The sequence below is a fragment of the Pseudomonas sp. GM_Psu_1 genome (assembly GCF_026544185.1).
Lineage (GTDB): Bacteria > Pseudomonadota > Gammaproteobacteria > Pseudomonadales > Pseudomonadaceae > Chryseomonas > Chryseomonas oryzihabitans.
Window position 1 is genome coordinate 134,366 of record NZ_JALNUX010000007.1, and the last position, 18,679, is coordinate 153,044.

General features: G+C 65.0%; 14 protein-coding genes. 1 reads left to right on the top strand and 13 read right to left on the bottom strand.

Annotated elements, in window-relative coordinates:
- Positions 1-7: 7 nt before the first annotated feature.
- Positions 8-910 (top strand): LysR family transcriptional regulator, encoded by a 903-nt coding sequence (locus OXS31_RS14375; RefSeq protein ID WP_044340919.1) that lies wholly within the window; start codon positions 8-10, stop codon positions 908-910.
- 351 nt (positions 911-1,261) lie between these two features.
- Here OXS31_RS14375 and OXS31_RS14380 read toward each other — a convergent pair whose 3' ends face one another.
- From OXS31_RS14380 to OXS31_RS14440, 13 genes are all read right to left on the bottom strand, one after another.
- Positions 1,262-2,080 (bottom strand): HAD family hydrolase, encoded by an 819-nt coding sequence (locus OXS31_RS14380; protein ID WP_267399796.1) that lies wholly within the window; start codon positions 2,078-2,080, stop codon positions 1,262-1,264.
- Positions 2,062-3,618: a glucose-6-phosphate dehydrogenase gene (gene zwf, locus OXS31_RS14385; RefSeq protein ID WP_144948897.1), complete on the bottom strand. Its 1,557-nt coding sequence runs from the start codon at positions 3,616-3,618 to the stop codon at positions 2,062-2,064. Before zwf ends, OXS31_RS14380 begins: the two co-directional genes overlap by 19 nt.
- Before the next feature lie 83 nt (positions 3,619-3,701).
- On the bottom strand, positions 3,702-4,679 hold the full coding sequence (gnd, locus tag OXS31_RS14390) for a phosphogluconate dehydrogenase (NAD(+)-dependent, decarboxylating) (RefSeq protein ID WP_007160419.1): 978 nt from the start codon (positions 4,677-4,679) through the stop codon (positions 3,702-3,704).
- A gap of 18 nt (positions 4,680-4,697) precedes the next feature.
- Positions 4,698-7,517 carry a bifunctional transaldolase/phosoglucose isomerase gene (locus OXS31_RS14395; RefSeq protein WP_267399798.1) on the bottom strand — a complete coding sequence of 940 codons (2,820 nt, stop codon included), beginning with the start codon at positions 7,515-7,517 and terminating at the stop codon, positions 4,698-4,700.
- Positions 7,514-9,598, bottom strand: a complete 2,085-nt coding sequence (gene tkt, locus OXS31_RS14400) for a transketolase (protein WP_267399799.1) — start codon at positions 9,596-9,598, stop codon at positions 7,514-7,516. Before tkt ends, OXS31_RS14395 begins: the two co-directional genes overlap by 4 nt.
- Before the next feature lie 241 nt (positions 9,599-9,839).
- Entirely contained in the window at positions 9,840-11,222 is a 1,383-nt protein-coding gene (locus OXS31_RS14405) for a sigma-54 dependent transcriptional regulator (RefSeq protein ID WP_181083301.1), read from the bottom strand.
- Positions 11,219-12,418, bottom strand: coding sequence for an ATP-binding protein (locus OXS31_RS14410; protein WP_267399800.1), 1,200 nt, complete (start codon positions 12,416-12,418; stop codon positions 11,219-11,221). Before OXS31_RS14410 ends, OXS31_RS14405 begins: the two co-directional genes overlap by 4 nt.
- 188 nt (positions 12,419-12,606) lie before the next feature.
- Positions 12,607-14,085, bottom strand: coding sequence for a sigma-54 dependent transcriptional regulator (locus OXS31_RS14415; RefSeq protein ID WP_044340926.1), 1,479 nt, complete (start codon positions 14,083-14,085; stop codon positions 12,607-12,609).
- A gap of 164 nt (positions 14,086-14,249) precedes the next feature.
- Positions 14,250-14,561, bottom strand: coding sequence for a flagellar protein FliT (locus OXS31_RS14420; RefSeq protein WP_027598011.1), 312 nt, complete (start codon positions 14,559-14,561; stop codon positions 14,250-14,252).
- A gap of 14 nt (positions 14,562-14,575) precedes the next feature.
- On the bottom strand, positions 14,576-14,956 hold the full coding sequence (gene fliS, locus OXS31_RS14425) for a flagellar export chaperone FliS (protein WP_026083956.1): 381 nt from the start codon (positions 14,954-14,956) through the stop codon (positions 14,576-14,578).
- A 94-nt stretch (positions 14,957-15,050) separates the two neighbouring features.
- The gene (gene fliD, locus OXS31_RS14430; RefSeq protein ID WP_267399806.1) at positions 15,051-16,508 is read right to left on the bottom strand and encodes a flagellar filament capping protein FliD; all 1,458 of its coding nucleotides are present in this window, start codon (positions 16,506-16,508) and stop codon (positions 15,051-15,053) included.
- A 71-nt stretch (positions 16,509-16,579) separates the two neighbouring features.
- Positions 16,580-16,969 (bottom strand): flagellar protein FlaG, encoded by a 390-nt coding sequence (locus OXS31_RS14435; RefSeq protein ID WP_244950575.1) that lies wholly within the window; start codon positions 16,967-16,969, stop codon positions 16,580-16,582.
- A gap of 72 nt (positions 16,970-17,041) precedes the next feature.
- Positions 17,042-18,475 (bottom strand): flagellin, encoded by a 1,434-nt coding sequence (locus OXS31_RS14440; RefSeq protein ID WP_058791681.1) that lies wholly within the window; start codon positions 18,473-18,475, stop codon positions 17,042-17,044.
- Positions 18,476-18,679 lie beyond the last annotated feature (204 nt).

An 18,679-nucleotide genomic window follows, 5' to 3' on the forward strand; every position in this document is an offset into this window, starting at 1 on the left:
CTTACCAATGCCTACCGATCTGAATCTGCTCAAGGTCTTCACCGTGGTGGCCACGGCCGAGAATTTTCGTGTGGCGGCCGATCGCCTGGGCGTCAGTCGCTCGGCGGTCAGCCAGGCCATTCGCCGTCTGGAAGACGAATTGGGCAGTTCACTGGTCCAGCGCACCACCCGCAGCGTGCGTCTTACCGAAGCGGGCGAACGCCTGCAGCGACAGGTCGCCGGGCCCCTGGCCGGGCTGCTGGGTGCCCTGGAAGACGCCAGTCACGCCGGCCCTCCGCGCGGATTGTTGCGGGTCGCGGTCACCTCCATCGCCGAGCGCTTTCTCGACGGGCCGTTGCTGGCCAGCTTCGTCGAGGCCTATCCGGAGGTGACCCTGGACATCACCGTCACTGATGAGGAATTCGATATCGTCGCGCGGGGTTTCGATGCCGGCGTGCGACTGGGCGAGGTGATCGAGCAGGACATGATCGCCATCCCGGTGACCGGGGCGCAGCGCGAGGTGGCCGTGGCGACCCCGACCTACTTCGCCCGCCATGGCCGGCCCCGGCACCCGCGCGACCTGGCGGACCACCGCTGCATCGGCTGGCGTCCGGCTCCGGAAGTGGCGCCCTGGCGCTGGGAATTCAGCGAGGACGGCCGCGCCTTCGACGTGGCCGTTTCGCCGCGGATCACCACCAACGACATGCTGCTGATGGTGCGCACCGCCCTGGCCGGCGGCGGCATCACCTTTGGCATGGAGGACACCTTCCGGCCCTATCTGGCGCGTGGCGAACTGGAGCGGGTGCTGGACGACTATCTGCCGCCCTTTCCCGGCTTCTACCTCTACTATCCGAACCGCCACAACCTGGCGCCCAAGCTGCGGGCACTGGTGGAGCATGTGCGGGAATTTAGGGAGCAGAAGGAGGGGTAGCGCGGGGTTTGGCTGCCCTCACCCCGGCCCTCTCCCGGAGGGAGAGGGGGCGCCCGCCTGATACCGCGTAGCGTGGAAAACGGCGCAGCCTTTTCCACCTGTGCTAAGGCCAACCCTGTCGGGCCTCGGCGATGGAGCCGCCGCAACCCAACCTACGCACCCTGTAGGTTGGGTTGAGCACAGCGAAGCCCAATATCACCCATCAGGCCGTAGCGTGGAAAACGGCGCAGCCTTTTCCACCTGGAGCTAATTCAGACCTGTCGGGCTTCGACGGTGGAGCTGTCTCAACCCAACCTACAGGACAAGCAGGTTGGGTTGAGCGCAGCGAAGCCCAACCTCACCAACCAGCCATCAGGCCCCCAGGATCCACTGATCGATGGCCTGGGCCAGGCCATCTTCCTGGTTGCTGGCCGTCACCCGGTCGGCTGCTTCGCGCACCGCCGCCCCGGCCTGGCCCATGGCGATGGCCAGGCCCGCCTGGCGGAACATGGGCACGTCGTTGCTGCCATCGCCAATGGCCGCGGTGCGCGCCACGGGTACGCCCGCGGCCTGGGCCAGTTCGATCAGGGCGTCGCCCTTGTTGGCCTTGGGATGGGTGATGTCCAGGTAATAGAGCTGGGAGCGCAGCACCGTGGCGCCCTCGCCCAATCGCTCACCCAACTCGCCCTCCAGGGCTTCCAGGCCGGCGTGATCGCTACCGGCGGCGACGATCTTGTCGACGCGATCCAGGTAGGGTTCGAAGGAGTCCACGACGGTGGGGCCATAACCCAGTGCCCGGGTCTCGCGGGGGACATAGGGCCCCTCCCCGTCGCGGGTCAGCCAGAGGTCGTCGGCGAACAGCCAGACCTCGAAGGCCTCGCGATCCAGGCGCTCCAGCACCTGGCGCGTCACCTGCTCGGCCAAGCGGTGGGCGCGGATCAGGGCGCCGTCCGCTTCCACCAGATTGCCGCCGTTGAAACCGGCCACCGCCTGGTCAATGCCCAGTTGCCGCACCAGCGGCAGTAGCGCCCGCGGCGGGCGGCTGCTGACCAGGGTGATGGCCTTGCCGGCCGCCTGCAGGCGCTTTACCGCGGCGATCACCGCCTCGCTCAGGCTCTTGTCGTCACGCACCAGGGTGCCGTCGATATCCGACACCAGCAGGTCGATGGGGATCAGGTCAGCGGATGCCATGAGCGGCCGTCCTTCTGCAGGAGTTCATCGGCACCGGCGGGACCGGCACTGCCCGCGGCGTAGCTTTCCACTGCGCCGCCCTGTTGCCAGGCGTCGAGGAAGGGTTGCACGGCGCGCCAGCCGTTCTCGATGTTGTCGGCGCGCTGGAACAGGGTCTGGTCGCCGATCAGGGAGTCGTAGATCAGGGTTTCGTAGCCGGTGGAGGGCTGCATCTCGAAGAAATCGCTATAGGCGAAGCCCATGCGGATGTTCTCCAGTTCCACCAGGGGTCCCGGGCGCTTGGCATGGAAGTCGAACCACATGCCTTCGTCGGGCTGGATCTGGATGATCAGGTAGTTGGGCCGCATCCGGTCGATCTTGGTGTCGCGGAACTGGGCATAGGGCGCGTGCTTGAAGCAGATGGCGATCTCGGTATCACGCGCGGTCAGGCGCTTGCCAGTGCGCAGGTAGAAAGGCACCCCGGCCCAGCGCCAGTTGTCGACGAACAGCTTGAGCGCCACATAGGTCTCGGTCTGGCTCTCGGGATCGACCCGCTCTTCCTCGCGATAGCCTTTGACGGGCTTGTCGTTCATCGTCCCGGCGGCGTACTGGCCACGCACCGAGTTGGCCAGGGCCTCTTCGGTGGTCTGGGGACGGATGGCGCCGACCACCTTGGCCTTCTCGTCACGCACCGAGGTGGCGTTGAAGGAGGCCGGCGGCTCCATGGCGACCATGGCCAGCAGCTGGAACAGGTGGTTGGGTACCATGTCCCTGAGGGTACCGGTCTTCTCGTAGAAATCGCCCCGCGACTCCACGCCCACGGTCTCGGCCGCGGTGATCTGCACATGGTCGATGTAGTGGTTGTTCCAGAACGACTCGAACAGGGCGTTGGAGAACCGGCTGACCAGGATGTTCTGCACCGTCTCCTTGCCCAGGTAGTGGTCGATTCTATAGATCTGCTTTTCCTCCATGTTCGCCAGCAGGCGCTGGTTGAGCGCCTGGGCACTGGCCAGGTCGGCGCCAAAGGGCTTTTCCACCACCAGCCGGCGGTAGGCGTCTTCACGCTCTTCCAGCAGTCCGGCCTTGCCCAGGCGCTCGGCGACGTCGCCGAAGAAGCGCGCGGCGGTAGCCAGGTAGAAGACGGCGTTGTCGGTGTCGGCCTGGGCGATGCGCTCGCCCACCGCCTGGTAGGTGGCGTCTTCGAGGAAGTCGCCCTGCAAATAGCGGATGCGCCCGCGCAGCTGGCCCCAGAGATCGGCATCCAGCGCCTCGTCCCGGGACTTGCCCTTGGCTTCGGCCTGGTCGCGGATGAAGGCTTCCAGCCGGTCGGCGAAACCTTCGTCGGTGTTGGGATTGTGATCGACGCCGATGATCTGGGTGCGGTCGTCGAGCAGACCATCGCGCAGGAGGTTGTACAGCGAGGGGATCAGCAGTCGCTTGACCAGGTCGCCATTAGCGCCGAACAGAAAGAGCGTGGCCGGCGGTGCGGTGGGTGCCTTGGTGCAGGAGCGGCGCTCCTGGGCGGCGGTGCTGGGGGTGACGGCAGGAGAATCGGTCATGACAGGGCCTTATCCGCGAGGGCGGCTGATGCCGTCCCCCCGGACGCGGCCCGTGGCCGCTCCACAGGGGAACGGCCGGGGTTTTATTGCGGGATTTCGACGTGGCCGCCGAAGCCGAATCTCATGGCCGACAGCAGCTTGTCGGCGTAGGTGGCTTGCTGGCGGGAGCGGAAACGCGCATAGAGGGCGGCGGACAGGACGTTGACCGGTACCGCTTCCTCGATGGCCGCCTCGATGGTCCAGCGACCTTCGCCGCTGTCGGCCACGGAGCCGGAGAATTTCTCCAGGGCGACGTCGCCGGCCAGGGCCTGGGCGGTCAGGTCCAGCAGCCAGGAAGACACCACGCTGCCACGGCGCCAGACCTCGGCGATGTCGGCCAGGTCCAGGTCGAAGCGCTCGTCTTCCGGCAGCTTGTCGCTGTTCTTCATCTTGAGGATGTCGAAGCCTTCGGCATAGGCCTGCATCAGGCCGTATTCGATGCCGTTGTGCACCATCTTGACGAAGTGACCGGAACCGGCCGGACCGGTAAAGATGAAGCCGCGCTCGGCACGCTCGTCCGGGGCGTTGCGGCCACGGGTACGCTCGATGCTGCCATAACCGGGGGCCAGGGCTTCGAAGATGGGCTCCAGGCGCTCGACGGCTTCGGACTTGCCGCCGATCATCATGCAGTAGCCGCGCTCCAGGCCCCAGACGCCACCGGAGGTGCCGACGTCGACGTAGTCGATGCCCTTCTCGGCCAGGGTCTTGGCGCGACGGATGTCGTCCTTGTAGTAGGTGTTGCCACCATCGATGATGACGTCGCCGGGAGCCAGGCGGTCGGCCAGCTCGGCGATGGTCTGCTCGGTCGGCTCGCCGGCCGGCAGCATGACCCAGATGGCCCGCGGCTGAGCCAGGGCGGCGATGACACCGTCCAGGCTATCGGCGGTGACGGCGCCTTCCTTGCCGAGGCCGGCCACGGTTTCGGCACTGCGGTCATAGACCGCGACTTCATGCCCATGCTTCATCAAACGCCGTGCGATGTTGCCGCCCATGCGGCCCAGTCCGATGATTCCCAATTGCATGCTGATGACTCCTTGAGGTCAGGCGACCGCCGCCTCGACCAGTTCGACGATTTGTTGCAGGCCGGCGTCGATGTCGCCGCCCTTGATATGCACGCGCAGGTAGCGCCGTCCCCGTTCGGCCAGCACCTCGAGGTCGCCCTTGGCCTGGGCGGCCTCGACGACACCAAAGCTCAGACTCCGCCCTGGAATCTCCAGGTCGTTCTGGGCATCGGCGGTAATCTGGATGAACACACCCGAGTTCGGACCGCCCTTGTAGGCCTGTCCGGTGGAGTGCAGAAAGCGGGGGCCGAAGCCGCCGACGGTCGCTACGCGCTTGCTGTCGCGAATGCTATCACGCATGGCGCTCAAGGCCTCCTCATGCACGGCATTGCGCTCGAGATAGGCCAGCACGGCGAGATAGTCGCCGGGCTGCAGGCGCGCCAGGTGCGCCTTGATCGCCGCGCGGGCGGTGTCCTGCCCCTGCAGGTCGGCATCGCCGAACAGGGCCAGAGTACCCTCCTCAAGCAGCGGCTCGTCGCCGGCGAGACGCCCTTCGCGTTCGTAGCCGTCGGTAAGGGCGCGGGTCTTGATCTTGCTGGCTTCCACGTCGGGCTGATCGAAGGGATTGATGCCGATGACGGCACCGGCCACCTCGGTCGCCACCTCCCAGCGGAAGAATTCCTGGCCGATCAGTTCGGCGCGGGCGAGACGGATGTCCACCACCGGATGCCCGGCTGCGGCCAGGGCCTGCAGGCGACGGTCGCGCTCGGCGTCTTCTTCGCCCGCCAGCACCAGGCTGACGAACACCCGATCCGCCCCATAGACGGCTGGCTCGCCGAGCGGCTCCAGGTCCACCGGGATGATGCCCTTGCCCTGCTTGCCGGTGCTCTCGGCGAGCAACTGCTCCAGCCAGGCGCCCAGGCTGGCGAGACCCGGCGAGGCGATCAGGGTGACCTTGTCGCGTCCGGCACGCACCGCCTCGCCCAGGACCACGCCCAGGCGGATGCCGGGATTGATGGCCGGTGGAGCACTGGGGCTGCAGGCCAGCACCATGGGCTGGGTCACCTGGAAGAAATCGGCCACCGAATGGCCGAGCAGCGCCAGGGGCACCATGCCGAATACCGACAGCACCGAATAGCGTCCACCGATATGGGGATCGCCCTGGAAAATAGCCCGGTAGCCCTCGGCCGTGGCACTGGCTTCGAGCTTGGAGCCGGGATCGGTAATGGCGACGAAGCGCCGCTGGGCTGCTTCCGCACCCAGGGCCTGCTCGACGGCCTTGTGGAAATAGGCGCGCAGGATTTCCGGCTCCAGGGTCGAGCCGGATTTGCTCGACACCAGGAACAGCGTCCTGTGCAGGTCCAGTTGCTCTTCCAGGGCGGCGATCTGCGCCGGATCGGTGGAATCGAGCACCTTGAGCGTGAGCCCGCCTGGCGCGGTGCCCAGGGTATTGGCCAGCACCTCCGGACCCAGGCTCGAACCACCCATGCCCAGCAGCACCACGGTATCCAGGCCCTCTTGCCGGGCCGCTTCCGCCAGGGCTGCCAAGGCTTTGGGGTCAGCCTGACGGCCCTGGGCCGCGGCCAGCCACCCGACCCACTGGTCTTCGTCGCGACCGGTCCAGAGCGAGGCATCGCCCTGCCACAGCCTACGGGACCAGCCTTCACGGCGTGCCTCGTCGAGACGCTTTTCCACCGCTTCATTCAGCGCATCGGGCAGGCGATAGTCCGCGGTATTCAGGCGCTCACCCAGGAAATCGAGGCGCTTCTGGCCGACCGCGCCCAGCAGCGCATCGGCGGCGTCCTCGAACTGGCAGGCACCGTCCTTGACCAGCCGCTTGGCCACGCCATCCAGATCCAGCCCGAAACGGGCGGTCGCATCCACCACGCGCTGCGCGGCTTCGATATCGGTGCTCAGCATGGGGGCCGCCGTGCCATGGTCACGGAAGGCATCCATGGTTTTCGGCGGCATGGTGTTGACGGTATCCGGACCGATCAACTGATCGACATAGAGGGTATCGGGATAGGCCGGATCCTTGGAGCCGGTGGAGGCCCACAGCAGACGCTGCGGGCGTGCACCCTTGGCTTCCAGAACCTTCCAGCGCGGCGACTGGATCAGCCGCAGGTAGTCCTGATAGGCCAGCTTGGCGTTGGCGATGGCGACCTTGCCACGCAGCCCGCCCAGCTCGGCGTCCTCGCCCTTGCGCTCGTCGATCAGCTTGTCCAGCACGCCATCGACCCGGCTGATGAAGAAGCTCGCCACGCTGGCGAGACGGGAGATGTCTTCACCGCGATGCAGGCGGGCTTCCAGACCGGCGATATAGGCCTCCGCCACCGCCATATAAGCGTTGCGATCAAACAGCAGGGTCACATTGACGTTGATCCCCTCTTCGATCAGCTTGCGGATGGCCACGGCACCCTCGGGCGTACCCGGCACCTTGACCATGAGATTGGGCCGGTCCACCGCCTGCCAGAGGCGGCGCGCCTCTTCCAGGGTGGCACGGGTATCCAGCGCCAGATAGGGCGAGACCTCCAGGCTCACGTAGCCATCGCGGCCTTCGAGGCGATCGTAGACCGGCCGCAGGATGTCGGCGGCCTGCTGGATGTCCTCGATCGCCAGATGCTCATAGACATCCACCGGCTCGGCATCGGCCTTTTCCAGAAAGGCCTTGAGGCTGGCGTCATAGTCACTGCCATGCCCCATGGCCTTCTCGAAGATCGACGGGTTGGAGGTGACGCCGGTGAGGCCGTCACGCTCGATCAGCTTCTGCAGTTCACCCTTGGCGAGGAACTCGCGACTGACGAAGTCGAGCCAGACCGCCTGGCCCTGCTCCGTCAGCTGTTTGAGTGGATTGCTCATGTGGCGCTCCCCTGACGTTGCGCCTGCTCCTTGGCCAGCTTGACCACGTTTTCCACGGTGTAGCCGTATTTGGCCTGCAGCTTGCCGATGGGCGCCGAGGCCCCGAAGGTGCTCATGGTCACCGAGGCACCCTTGCGCCCGATATAGCGCTCCCAGCCGAGGGGACCGGCCTGCTCGATGGCGACGCGCCCCAGCACCTCGTCGGGCAGCACGGACTGCTTGTAGGCCTCGTCCTGCTCTTCGAACAGTTCCCAGCAGGGCATGGAGACCACACGCGCCTTCACCCCTTCGCTCTTGAGTTGCTCATAGGCCTGCATCGCCAGGCCCAGTTCGCTGCCGGTAGCCATGAGGATCACCTGGGGCTTGCCGCCCTCGGCATCGGCCACCACGTAGGCACCCTGAGCGACCCCTTCGGCACTGGCGTACTTCGAACGATCCAGGGTCGGCAGCGGCTGGCGCGACAGCACCATGCAGGAGGGTCTGTTGGTCTGTTGCAGGGCGATCTTCCAGGCCTGCACGGCTTCGTTGGCATCGCCCGGACGCAGGGTCAGCAGGCCCGGGGTGGCGCGCAGCTGCGCCAGGTGCTCGATGGGCTGGTGGGTCGGGCCGTCTTCGCCAACGCCGATGGAGTCGTGGGTGAAGACGAAGACCACGGGCAATTCCATGATCGACGCCAGGCGGATCGGCGGCTTCATGTAGTCGCTGAACACCAGGAAGGTGGCGGTGAAGCTGCGCAGGTAGCAGAGCGCCATGCCGTTGGCGATGGAGCCCATGGCATGCTCGCGAATGCCGAAGTGCATGTTGCGCCCCGCAGGCTCCCGCGCGGAGAAGCTGCCGGCGCCGTCGAACTTGAGGTTGGTCTTGGTGGACGGCGCCAGGTCGGCGGCCCCCCCGACCAGCCAGGGGATCTGTTCGGCGAAGGCATTGAGCGCCTTGCCGCCGGATTCGCGGGAGGCCACGCCCTTGGCGTCGGCGTCGAAATTGGGCAGCTTGGCGTCCCAGCCCTCCGGCATCTCGCCGGCGCGCATGCGCTGGAGCTCGTCGGCACGGCGCGGATCGTCCTGGCGCAGACGGTCGAAGGCGCGATTCCAGTCTTCGTAGAGACCACTGGCACGTTCCAGCAGCGCATCACGCAGGTGATGACGGGCTTCTTCGGGCACCAGGAAATCGGCATCTTCCGGCCAGCCGTAGGCCTTCTTCGCCAGCTTGATCTCGTCCGCGCCCAGCGGCTCGCCGTGGGCCGCCGCGGTGTTCTGCTTGTTGGGTGCGCCATAGCCGATCAGGCTGTCGACCACGATCAGGGTCGGCTTGCCGGTGTTGCCCTTGAAGCGATGCAGGGCGGCGGCCAGGGCCTCGGCGTCGTTGGCATCCTTGACGTGCAGGGTGTGCCAGCCATAGCCACGGAAGCGCTCGGCCACGTCTTCGCTGAAGGCCAGCTCGGTGTGGCCTTCGATGCTGATGGTGTTGTTGTCGTAGATCCAGCAGAGGTTGTCCAGCCCCAGGTGGCCGGCCATGGACGCCGCCTCGCCGGTGACGCCTTCCATCATGTCGCCGTCGCCGCACAGGACGTAGACGTCATAGTCGAACAGGGTCACGCCCGGCTGATTGAAGCGCGCCGCCAGCCACTTCTGCGCCAGTGCCATGCCGACGCTGTTGCCGCAGCCCTGCCCCAGCGGACCGGTGGTGGTCTCGATGCCGGTGGTCATGCGGTACTCGGGGTGGCCCGGGGTCTTGGAATCCAGCTGGCGGAATTGCTTGATGTCCTCCAGGCTGACCGCTTCCTTGCCGGTCGCGGTGCCGTGCTCGTCGATCTCCTTGACGCCTGCGAGATGCAGCAGCGAATAGAGCAGCATGGAGGCATGGCCGACCGATAGCACGAAGCGGTCGCGGTTGGGCCAGTCCGGATGCTCGGGGTGATAGCGGAGGAAGCGGCTCCACAGCGTATGACCGACCGGGGCCAGGGCCATCGGCGTACCAGGGTGGCCGGAATTGGCCTTCTGTACCGCATCCATGGACAGGGTACGGATGGTATTGATGGTCAATAGGTCGGCGTTGGAGCTGGAAGGTGCGGTGGAACCCATGGCAAGCGTCCTCGTGCTGGCAGGCGCGCCACCCGCGGCAAAAACGGCAAGCACCGTCCATGAAACCGTTTTCAGCACAAGCAGCGCCTAGGAGAAGAAAGCAAAGCGGCCGGACGGGGTCCGGGACGGCGGGGGCAAGCTTCCTCTGCGACCCCACGCCGCAGTCGCGATCCTTTCTCTAGAACAGCGCCTTAGACGGTTGGTTCCCTCTGGGTAGATAGCCGGCTATCGACTTGCGCGCTCAGCAACCGGCGAGCAATTCCTGCTCCACGTCCAGCCCGGCATCACGCATCTGCGCCAGCTTGTACCTGAGGGTGCGAGCACTGATGCCCAGGCGCTCGGCGGTCTCCTTGCGGCGGCCGCGTTCGGCCTTCAGGGTATCGAGGATCACCTGGAATTCCCGATCGCGCAGATCGGCGTCCAATGGACGCATGGCTTCGGCCACGCCTGACGTCGGTACGGGCGCTGCGACAGGCGTCTGGGAAACACCGGTCGCCAGCCAGTGCAGTCCGAAATCCTCTGCCTGGAGCTGGTGGCCCGGTTGCAGGATCAGCGCCCGCTGCACGGCATTGTCCAGTTCGCGCACATTGCCCGGCCAGGGATGCTCGGCCAGGGCCTGGCGCGCGGCGGCGCTCAGGGCCGGTACCGGACGATTCATCCGCGCGGCCTGAACCGCCAGCAGCCGTTCGGCCAGGGGCACGATGTCGGCCGGTCGCTCGCGCAGCGGCAGCCAGGCCAGCGGAAAGACCGACAGTCGATAGAAGAGGTCTTCACGGAAGCGCCCGGCAGCCACCTCCTCCGCCAGCCTGCGGTTGCTGGTGGCCACCACGCGGATGTCCAGCGCCAGCGGCTTGCGCGCTCCGACCCGCTCCACCTCGCGCTCCTGCAGGACCCGCAGCAGCTTGGCCTGCAGCCCTAGCGGCATCTCGGAGATCTCGTCCAGGAGCAGGGTACCGCCCTGGGCCAGTTCGAACTTGCCCGGCTGGGCGGCGATGGCGCCGGTGAAGGCGCCCTTCTCGTGCCCGAAGAGGATGGCTTCCAATAGGTGATCGGGGATGGCCGCGCAGTTGACCGCCACGAAGGGGCCGTCCGCCCGCGCCGATTGATCGTGGATGAAGCGCGCCAGTACCTCCTTGCCGGTGCCCGACTCGCCGGTGATGAGCACCGTGGCCTCGCTCCGGGCGACCCGGCTGGCCAGCTCCAGCAACTGCCGACTCTGGGGATCGGCCGCCACCGGCTGACGCGCACCGGGCGCGCGGCGCCCCTGGGGGCAGCAGCGCGCCAGTGTGTCCAGCAGCAGGCGCGGCTCGAAGGGCTTGACCAGATAGTCCGCCGCCCCGCCGCGCATGGCCTCGACGGCGCGTTCGATGCTGCCGAAGGCGGTCATCAGCAGCACCGGCAGCGCCGGATCGCGCAGCCGGATACTGGCCAGCAATTGATGACCGTCGATGCCGGGCATGTTGACGTCGCTGATCACCAGGCCGAAGGGCTCCTCGGCCAGCGCCAGCAATGCCGCTTCACCGCTGTCCACGGCGCGATAGCGGTAACCGCCGAGCTCCAGGGTATCGGCCAGGGCTTCGCGCAGGGCGCGGTCGTCTTCCACCAGCAGGATGGGCAGGGTCATGCCGAGGTCTCCTCGCTCGCCAGCAGGGGCAGGATGAAGGTCACCACCGTGCCACGCCCCACCCGCGAGCGCACGGTCAGCCGGCCGCCGTGGGCCTTGGCCATCGCCAGGGCCACCGGCAAGCCGAGACCGGTGCCGGTGGTCTTGGTGCTGAGAAAGGGCTCGCCCAGACGCTGCTGGACCGCCAGCGGAATGCCCGGACCGCTGTCGCTAATCACCAGGCGCAACTCGCCGTCACGGCGATGGAGATGCACCTTGAGTCGTCCCGGGCGGCCACTGCCCGCCATGGCCTGCAGGGCGTTGTGGATGAGGTTCAGGGCGGCGCCCACCAGCATGTCGCGGTTGCAGGCGAGCAGTCCGCCCTGGGCATTTAGTTGCCAACGCACGGGGCAGTCGCCGAGATGAGGGGTCGCCGCCTCGCGCAAGGTGGTGAACAGCCCGCTGGGGGTCAGTCGATCCGCCAGGGGCAATTCGCCGCGAGCGAATACCAGCATGTCGCGGACCTGGTTCTCCAGTTCGTGCAGCCGCTCCTTGAGCCGGCTGGCGAAGCGCTGTTGCTGCGCCAGCGCCAGGCCGCCCTCCTCCAGATGGCTGGCATAGAGCAGCGCTGCGGTCAGCGGGGTACGGATCTGATGCGCCAGCGAGGCCATGGTCCGACCCAGCGCCGACAGCCGCTCATGCCGCGCCAGTTCGCCCTGCAGGTGACGGGTTTCGGTAAGGTCGTTGAGCAGCACCAGTTGTCCCGGCTCGCCATCCAGGGAGCGGATGGCGATGGACAGGCGCCGGCCGTCGCGCAGGGACACCTCATGGCCGTCGTCATGGCGCGGGGCAAAGGCCCTGGCGATCACCGTACGCCACAACTCGCCTGTCAGAGGCTCGCCGAGCAGAGCCTGGGCCACGGGGTTGGCATCGCGCACGCGCCCGGCGCCGTCCAGCACCACGATGCCGGCGGGCAGGACGTCGAGCAGATTCTGCAGCCGGCTGGCCAGGCGCTCCTTTTCCGCCAGCTCCTGCAGACGCTGGGCAGACACCCACTCCAGTTCGCCCTGCAGCGAATTCATCCGGGCTTCGAGCAACTGGAAGGATTCGCTCAGCTGGCGCGACATCTGCCCCAGGGCTTCACGGGCCTGCGCGGAGGCGGAAGCCTCCACGGCAGCGTCGGCAGGGACAGCGGAAGAAAGGGCTTGCGCAGGCATCGGCTGGGGCTCGCGACGGACAATTGACATTGTCCAGGCTGGAGCAAGACCCATGCCGCCCTGGCACCAAAGCACCGTAGCGTGGAAAACGGCATGGCCTTTTCCACTTGCCACGCTAAAAAAGAAGGTGGATGAGGCTGCGCCGTCATCCACCCTACGTTGACCCATTCAGCGCTACAGAAGGATCGCTAGATCTCTTCGTCGAACTCGTCGTCGCGACGGCCCATGCCGTACTTGCGCATCTTCTCGACCAGGGTGGTCCGGCGGATGCGCAGTCGCTCGGCGGCACGTGCCACGACGCCACCGGCATCGTCCAGCGCCTGCTGGATGAAACTCTTTTCCAGGTTGGCCAGGTAGTCCTTAAGATCCAGGCCTTCGCTGGGCAGCAGCGCCGAGGACGACACCTCGACCGTCCCGATCCCGGCCATGGCCTCGCGCTCCTGCAATTCCTCGCGCAGGGACTCCACCATGGGATCGGCTTCGTCTTCCACGTAGCGGAACTTGAGCGGCAACTCGGCCACGCCGATGACGCCATAGGGATGCATGATCGCCATGCGTTCAACGAGGTTCGCCAGTTCGCGGACATTGCCCGGCCACTCGTGGCGGCACAGCGACATGATGGCCGCCGAGTTGAAGCGGATGGAGCCCCGCTTCTCATGTTCCATCCGCGCGATCAGTTCGTTGATCAGCAGCGGGATGTCTTCACCCCGTTCGCGCAGGGGCGCCATGTCGATGGGGAAGACATTGAGGCGGTAGTAGAGGTCTTCGCGGAAGGTGCCCGCGGCGATCATCTGCTCCAGGTTCTTGTGGGTCGCCGCGATGATACGCACGTCAACGCTCTGGGTCTTGTTGCTGCCCACCCGCTCGTAGGTCCGTTCCTGCAGCACCCGCAGGAGCTTGACCTGCATGGGCAGCGGCATGTCGCCGATCTCGTCGAGGAACAGGGTGCCGGTGTTGGCCAGTTCGAAGCGACCGGCGCGACTGGTGATGGCGCCGGTGAAGGCGCCCTTCTCGTGACCGAACAGCTCGCTTTCCAGCAGCTCGGCCGGAATGGCGCCGCAGTTGACCGGCACGAAAGGCGCCTCGCGGCGCTTGGAATGGAAGTGCAGGTTGCGCGCCACCACCTCCTTGCCGGTACCGGATTCACCGAGGATGAGTACCGTAGCCTCGGTATCGGCCACCTGCTGCATCATCTTGCGCACGCCCTGGATGGCGCGGCTGGTACCCACCAGGCTGCGGAACAGCTCGGGCTCGCGCTGACGCCCGCGATCCCGAGCCTGGTCGTACATCTCGCGATAGACCTGGGCACGGTGCAGGGAATCCAGCAGCTTGTTGTAGGCCAGCGGGTATTCGAGGGAGACCAGCACGCGGCGGCGGACATCGTCCGGCCACTCCGGCTGCGCCGCTTCGCCGAGCAACAGCAGCGGGACCATCTCGTCCCAGGCCACCACCTGCTTGAGCAGCTCGACGCTGTTGCCACGGCTGTCGACGCGACCGACCAGCACACAGCTGACCTGCCGACTGCTGTCGAGCGCTTCGAGGGTGGCCTGCCAATCGGAACTGGTGCAGGCGAGATGAGCTTCGCCGAGAAAATCGAGAATGACCGAGACCGCCTTGCGCCGCTCGGCTTCATCGTCGATCAGAAGGATCTTGGTTTCACGCCACATGTCCCTGCCCCAATTCGGCTTGTCGGTTCGCTACGCGCAGGTGTCGCCTGCATCCAAGTGCCAACTGGTCGGCATCTTGCGCAAGTTAAGACAAATTGTGATGCGGGGTCAATTTTATGGCGGCGAAATATCCAAACTTTGAATTACCGTCCAACAGATGACAGTCAACCGAACAGTTGATAAACCTTGGCGGCCTGATTCGACTTGTTGAGCTTGGTCAACTCCTGGGCGGTAGCGTCCCGCTCTGCCTTGCAGCTCTGCAACAAGGAGGCATAGAGCGCCAGCAGGCGCTCGAGGCTGGCACGCAGGGCTACTGCCTCGTCACCCGTGGCGTACATGGCTTCGTCGACGAACAGCCGGCAATCCAGATCCAGCTCGGCGATCCGCGTCCAGTCTCCGGCCTTGAGCGCAGCGGCCATCTGCTCATAGACGAGCTCGACACGTTCCACCGGGGTCTTTTGCATGGCGACGTTCATCGGTCGACTCCAGATCAGGGGGCAATGGCATCCCAGCCGGATTTGATCTCGCGGATCAGGCCGGATACTTCTTCAAGAATAACAGGATCATTGTTGCGGTTGGCTTCGCTGAGCCGGCGGATCATATAGTCATACAGACGATCCAGGTTGGTGGCTAGCTCGCCACCCTGCTCGAAATCCAGGACGTCCTTCAGACCGGCGATGATGGACACCGCCTTTCCGATCAGCTCGCCCTTCTCCGGTAGCCAACCACGCTCCAGGGCACCTTGCGCCTTGGCCAGACGGTCCAGAGCACCCTGCATGAGCATCTGGATCAGCTGATGGGGACTGGCTTCGAACACCTGCGCCTGCAGGCCGACCTGCTGGTATTGGCGCATGGCTGTCATTGCGTTCATGTCACGACCTCTGTGTGTTTCCGATACGTTCTTTATCGGTCATGACGCGAATTACTTGACCCCTTTATCGACCGGATTGGCCGATTCCACCTGCTCAACTATTGTTGGCGAAAGGCATGGCCGCCAGCTGCTGGGACAGCGAGGACGCCGTGCTCGACAACGACGAGTACAGCTGGTCCATGGCGTTGTATTGCTTGTAGAGGCGATCCGAGAGCGCGGTCATGCGGGTATTCAGCGTGGCGGTCTGGGCATCCACATTCTTCAAGGTGGTGCTCAGGGAGTTCGAACGCTGCTCGAGAATGCCATTGGCCATGGTATAGGGATCGAGCTTACCCTTGAGCCGCGCCGCTATGCCCTGGTCGCCGGTAAAGAAGCCGGACAGGTCACTGAAGTTGGAGCTCACCATCTTGCTCAGCTTGGTGTCGTCGATGGCCAGGGTGCCATCCTTCTGGGTGGTGATACCCAGATCGGCCAGCGCCTTGACGGCGCCTGTCCCCTGCATGGTGCCAAGCTCGCTGCGGATGGTGGTCGTAAGACCGCGGGCGGTCGCATCCCCTACCAACGCAGCCGTGATGGGCGCACTGTTGTCCCCGACCTTGGTCACCGAGGTCTGGGTCTTGATCACGCCCATGAGCTTGTTATAGGCGTCGACGAATTTCTGGACGTTGCCCTTGACGCCTGACTCGTCCTGGCTGACGCCAACGGTCATTGGACTGTCCGCCGGAGTAGTGGCCTTGAGCGTGAAACTCAGACCATCGACCGCATTGCTCACCGTATTCGAGGCGCTGGTGACCTTCAGACCATCGATGGTCATCTGGGCGCTCTTGGCTTTCGAGAGTGAATGGGCAGCTGCGGGATCAGAGGAGTCAGTGCCGCTTGGCGTGTAGGCCAGCTTGGTCAGACTCTGTTTGCCTGAACCGTCGTCACCACTCACCGCTACCGAGATATCGTTACCGTCGCCGGTCTTGGTGCTGCTCAATACCAGTCGTGAACCCGTGTCGTCATTGACGACACTGGCACTGATGCCCTGGCTCTGTCCGGCCTTGTTGATGGCATCGCGGATGCCACTCAGGGTGTTGTTGGTGGCATCGACCTTGATGTCCGACAATTTGGTATCGCCGACCTTGATGCTCAGCGTGCCCTTGCCGAAGGTGGTGGGAGTCGTAGTGGAAGTCTTGTTGTCGCTGGCAGTCGTGGTGGATGTGGCTGGTACGGACGCCAGGGCCACCTTGCTGCTGCCAGCCAGCTGAGTGACCGCGACCTGATAGCTCCCAATGCTGGCGCTGGTACTGGCCGTGGCCGTGAGATAGTCGCTTTTCGAAAGGTTGACCGCGCGTGCCTGGAAGCTGGTGGGACTGTTGAGCGTGGTCAGCGCGGTCTGGAATTCGCTGATGGCGCCTTTCAGTGAACCGATCGCGGTCAGTTGCGCGGTCGCCTTGGTTTGCGTCGCGTTCAACTGATCCTGCTTGGGTGCCTTTTCGGCAGCCACCATCTTGGTGACGATGGAATCGATGTCCAGTCCCGAGCCGCCAATCCCGCTGATACCTGCCATGTCACTATCCCCCTGCCAACGTTACGTCGTCGCCTCTGCGTTCAGTCAGTCCGATACAAGTTCCGCGCCAACTAGGCTTCGGCCTTGAACATCAGGCTGCGCATTTCATCCAACTGCTTGGCCAGCTTGAGCACTTCCTCACTGGGCATCTGCCGGATGAGCTTGCCGGATTCGCCGTCCAGCACCTTGACCACCACCTCGCCGGTGGAGTCGTCGATACTGAAATCCAGGTTGCGATGATCTTCCTGGAATTTCGATTTCAGCTTGGACAGGGCGCCATCCACGTTGCCGTCTTCCGGCTTCTCCGCCTTGTCCCCGTCAGCCTTGCTGGCTTGGGAAACCGACTTGACCGTGGAGTCCGCCGTGGGCGCCGCAGCACTGAAGGACGTCGCGGCCGCAGGGCTCGATTGAGCGCCATAGGGCCTTACCGCTGAAAAACCCGTTGTCTTGACGATGTCCATTGTAATGTCCTCACAACGCATGAAAGGGAGAAGGGGCGTCCCCCTTCTCCCTGCCTAGACCGATCTATGCCCTTACTGGAGCAGGCTGAGAACCGACTGGGGCAGCTGCTTGGCCTGGGCCAGGATCGCGGTACCAGCCTGCTGCAGCACCTGGTTCTTCGACAGGTTCGCGGTTTCCGCGGCGTAGTCGGTGTCCTTGATGCGGCTACGGGCGGAAGTGGCGTTCTCCGAGATGTTGGTCAGGTTGCTGATGGTGTTGTCAAAGCGGTTCTGCACCGCACCGAGGTCAGCGCGCTGGGAGTCGATGTTGGCCAGGGCCTGGTCGATCACGGCCAGAGCCTTCTGGGCGCCGTCGGCGGTGGAGATGTCGACGTCGGAGACCTTGCTCAGCGAGGACTTGGTGTCGCCGAAGATCTTGGCGGTGTCACCGGTCATGGCGAAGGTGGTCGGCGAGTCCAGCTTGACGTAGCCCATGCCTTGGCCGCCGTTGGCCCGTACATCGACGCCCGCACTGTAGGTACCGTCGGATTTTTGCGAGGCGACAGTGATAGCGCCTGCAGCGGTGCCGGTATCCTTGCCGAAGGTGACGTTCTCACCCGTAGCCGAAGTAATGGTCAGCTTCTTGGACTGACTGTCGTAGTTGGCAGTGACGCCCAGTTTGGCGGCGTTGGCGTTGAGCTGGTCGGCTATGTCCTTGGTGCTGGTCACACCGACCAGATCCAGGGAGTTGCCACCTACGGTCACCTTCATGTTGGCCGAACCACTGGTGATGCTGTCGGTCACGGTCAGCACGGTACGCGCCGAGGCGGCGAGACCGGGGATCTGGCCATTCATGGCGCCAGCGATGGTCTTGGCGGAATCGCCCGCCTTGTAGGTGACGTCCTGGCTCTTGCCGCCGCCCACCAGAGTGATCTTGCCGCTGGTGGTCAGAGCGCCACCGCTACCGGCAACGGCGCTGCCTGCGCTGGTGCTGGCACCGCTACCAACCTGGTTGGAACCCAGGGCAGTGGCCGAGGTGTCTTTCAGGGTGACGTCGATGGTTTCGTAGGCGTTGGCGCCGATCTGGAAGCTGGTGGTGCCGAAGGAGCCGTCCAGCAGCTTGCGGCCACCGAAGGTGGTGGTCTGGGCGATACGGGTCAGTTCGTTCTGCTGCGCGGTCACTTCCTTCTGCAGAGCGGCGCGGTCGGCGTCGCTGTTGGAGCCGTTGGCAGACTGCACGGCCAGGTCGCGGATACGCTGCAGGATGTTGGTGGACTGTTGCATGGCGCCTTCAGCGGTCTGCGACAGGGAGATACCGTCGTTGGCGTTGCGAGTCGCCTGGTTCAAACCGTTGATCTGGTTGGTCAGACGATTGGAGATCTGCAGACCGGCGGCATCGTCCTTGGCGCTGTTGATACGGCTACCGGTGGACAGGCGCTGCATGGAGGTGGCCAGCGAGCTGGACGCGTTCTGCAGGTTACGCTGAGTGTTCAGGGAAGGGATGTTGGTATTGACGGTAAGTGCCATGGTGGCGTCTCCAGTTGAACCTTGTGTGCCTGAGCATGCGAATGGGACCTGCTTGCTCAGACGCCCCTGTATTTCGCATTCATCTTGTTTATCGGCGCCTGTCGCTAGAACTTTAAGGGTGTTTGGCGATTTTCTTCGCCAGACACTTGACAGTGATCAAACGCCGGAGAGTGACATCCAGGTTATCGACGGGAGAGCCGTTTT